2 protein-coding genes are annotated in these 3,448 nt (G+C 43.9%); both read right to left on the minus strand.

Features of this window, described 5'->3' with window-relative positions:
• Positions 1–30: 30 nt before the first annotated feature.
• Entirely contained in the window at positions 31–888 is an 858-nt protein-coding gene (locus tag RYP29_RS08590; protein WP_164733395.1) for a methylenetetrahydrofolate reductase, read from the minus strand.
• A gap of 111 nt (positions 889–999) precedes the next feature.
• Complete coding sequence (locus tag RYP29_RS08595) at positions 1,000–3,432, minus strand: homocysteine S-methyltransferase family protein (protein WP_311533129.1); 2,433 nt, start codon at positions 3,430–3,432, stop codon at positions 1,000–1,002.
• Between the last annotated feature and the right edge of the window lie 16 nt (positions 3,433–3,448).

Raw genomic sequence — 3,448 nt, forward strand, 5'->3', positions numbered from 1 at the left:
GGACATTCCGTTTACTATTGTATTTAAAGATTACACGTGATCAATAATATGCAAAGTCGTATCTATATCATTAAGCGGCATGATATGTACGCCTGCAGCGATTTTTTTGATTTGTTCTAGTGTTTCGATAGCGATTTCTGTACCCGCTTCTTTGCCGCCTTTTTCTACGCGGTCAAGGATGTCTTGGGTAAGGTTGATTCCAGGCACTTTTTCGTGAAGGTATGTTGCCATTTTAAAGCTTTTAAGAGGAATCAAACCAAGCATAATAGGTACGTTGAATTCGGACATTTTGTCGATGTAGCGTTTAGCTTGTTCTAAATCATAGATTGGTTGTGTTTGCACGAAATGTGCACCATTTTTGATTTTAGCAGCTAGTTTTTGGCGCTCGATTTCTAAATCAGGAGCACCAGGATTGCCTGTAGCGCCGATATAGAAATTCGTTGGTTCATCAAGGTCGTTACCAGCAAGGTCTTTGCCTGCATTTAATGTCTTAGCAATGTTAAGTAAGCCCATGCAGTCCACTTCAAATACGGATTGTGCAAATGGGTGGTCACCATGGTCCGGTTTGTCGCCTGTAAGTGTCAAAATATTATTAACACCAAGCGCTGCAGCACCGAGCAATTCGGATTGTAAACCGATGATGTTGCGGTCGCGGCATGTGAGGTGGAAAATCGTTTCGATGCCTTCATTATGTTGTAATAAATAGGACAAGGAAATAGGGCTCATGCGCATTTTAGACATAGGGCTGTCCGCAATGTTTATGGCGTCAACCTTGCCTTTTAGGCGCGCTGCTTGTTCAAAAACCTTTTGGGCAGAACTGCTTTTAGGTGGGTCCAATTCAACGGTGATGGTGAACTGGCCGTTTTGGTGTTTCTCTCGTAATGTCATCATATACCTCTTATCTATTTTATATATGGTGAAAGCCTCATATGCATTATGTGAGCGTTATTTGGGGCTTTCACCATGCGTATTACCTATATTATATGCCTAGATTAGCCATTATTTCAAAGTTTCAAAGAAATCGTTCGCGTGGTTTACCGCGGCGATGCCGTCCTTGGCGTAAATATCTGCGCCCGCTTGGTCAGCGTAATCTTGGGATACTACGGCGCCACCAACCATGACCTTCGTTTTAAGGCCTGCTGCGCGAATAGCAGCGATGGTATTATCGATTTGAGGCATTGTAGTGGTCATCAAGGAACAAATGCCTACGAGGGCCGCCTTGTTGTCCTTAATAGCCTGTACAATAGTCTCAGGCTCAACATCCTTGCCGAGGTCAACGATCTTATAACCGTTGTTTTCGAGCAAAGCAGCTACGATATTCTTGCCTAAATCGTGAATATCGCCCTTAACAGTGGCTACAACAACGGTTCCTTTATCTAGACTATCGCTGGCAGGAATGATTTCTTTGATTGTATTGAAAGCAGCCTGCATTGTTTCGGCAGCGAGCATAACTTGTGGTAAGAACAATTTACCGGAACCGAATTTGTCCCCTACTACGTTCATAGCTTCTGAAAGCCCTTTTTTCGTGATGTCCAATGGGTCCATGCCGTCAGCTAATGCTTTTTTTACAAGATCAACAATGGCTTCTTTTTCACCTTGTTCTACACAAGCGCGGATGTTAGCTAATGGATCGTTGCTATCAAAAGATGCTTTATCTGGACCCTTTGGCGCCGCATTGCCTGGTGCTGTTGTTTCGTCTTCGTAACCATATTCTTTGATGAATTCAGCAGAACCTGGGTCCCAACCAAGTAATGTGGTGCTCGATACGAATGCTTTTTTAGCAGCGTAGTTGAGCGGATTCATAATTGGTGTAGTCAAACCGGATGCGAGTGCCATTGTTAGGAATTGGCCATTTAGATATGGCCGTTGTGGCATGCCGAAGGATATATTGGATAAGCCCATAACAGTTGGGAAGCCGAATTTTTCTTTATATAAACGCAATGTGCTAAGCGTTTGTCGTGCACTATCTTCACCGCTAGCAAGTGTTAATACCAATGGGTCAAGCAAGAGGTCGTGTGGTTGTAAACCATAGCCGTATGCGCGATTTACGATGCTTTCAGCCAAAGCAACGCGATCCTCAGCCTTTTCAGGCAAATCGCCACTGCAGATTGGCAAGCAAAGTAATGCGGCGCCATAGCGCTTAGCCAATGGCATAACGTGTGTGATGGACTCCTCTTCGCCGTTTACAGAGTTGATAAGCGCACGGCCTGGATAGTTTTTAAGGGCTACTTCCATCGCTTTAGGATCTAATGTATCGATGGACAATGGCGTTTCTACAAGCATGGATAACTCAAAGATAGCTTTTTCCATCAAAGGTGTTTGATCCATACCGGCTACACCCATATTAACATCGAGGATATCTGCGCCAGCCTCTACTTGGTCTAAGGCGTCGCGCTTTACGCGGATGAAAGAACCGTCGCGTAGCTCTTGTGCAAGAACTTTACGACCTGTTGGGTTAATGCGTTCACCGATAATCAACGGTTTAACATTATGACCTAATTCAAGCAATTTTGTACGGCTTGTAATCACCGTTTTAGGCTCAATATGAGCACGTTCCTTAGGTGTATGTGCTTTCACAGCGTCAGAAATCGATTGGATATGCGCTGGTGTTGTGCCGCAGCAGCCACCTACATAACTGGCACCTGCATCGACGATTGGAATCATCAATGGGCCCATGTCTTCTGCTGAAAGCGGAAATACCGTTTGCTTGTTAATGAGCTGTGGCATACCTGCGTTTGGCTGGCAGATGATTGGTAAATTAGTAATGCTGGCGATTTTTTCGATAAGCGGTGTGATTTGTTCAGGTCCAAGAGAACAGTTAATACCGATGATATCGGCCCCCATTGCCTCTACGATTGTAGTAGCAACCTCTGGTGGTGTGCCTGTAATGGTACGACCGTCTTCACTGAAAGAAAATTGGCAGATAATTTGTACATCTTCCTTTGTTTTGCCTGCTGCTTCACGAGCATCTAACGATGCTAATAGAGCGGCACGCATTTCTTGTACGTCGATAATCGTTTCAATGATGATGAAATCAACGCCACCTTCAATCAAGGCTTCTGCTTGTTCCCTATATGTATCGTAAATGGAATCAAAGCTCATATTACCTAATGGTTGTAAAAAGCGTCCTGTAGGTCCCATAGAACCGGCTACACGAGCAGATGGCTTGAACTCTGCAATTGCTTCTTTTGCAACCTTTACAGCTGCTATATTGATTTCTTTTACACGATCTTGTAAATCATAGTCTTCTAACTTAAGGCCGCATGCGCCAAATGTATTAGTAGTGATTACATCACTACCATGTTGTAAATATTGTGCGTGGATATTTTTTACTACCTCTGGTCGTTCCACGTTAAATAATTCTGGGCAATAGCCCTCTTCTAGGCCTGCTGCTTGGAGCATTGTACCCATAGCGCCGTCAAAAATGTACATGTGAATCATCCTTTAT

It is taken from the genome of uncultured Veillonella sp. (assembly GCF_963534045.1).
In the GTDB taxonomy this organism is placed as follows: Bacteria; Bacillota; Negativicutes; order Veillonellales; family Veillonellaceae; genus Veillonella.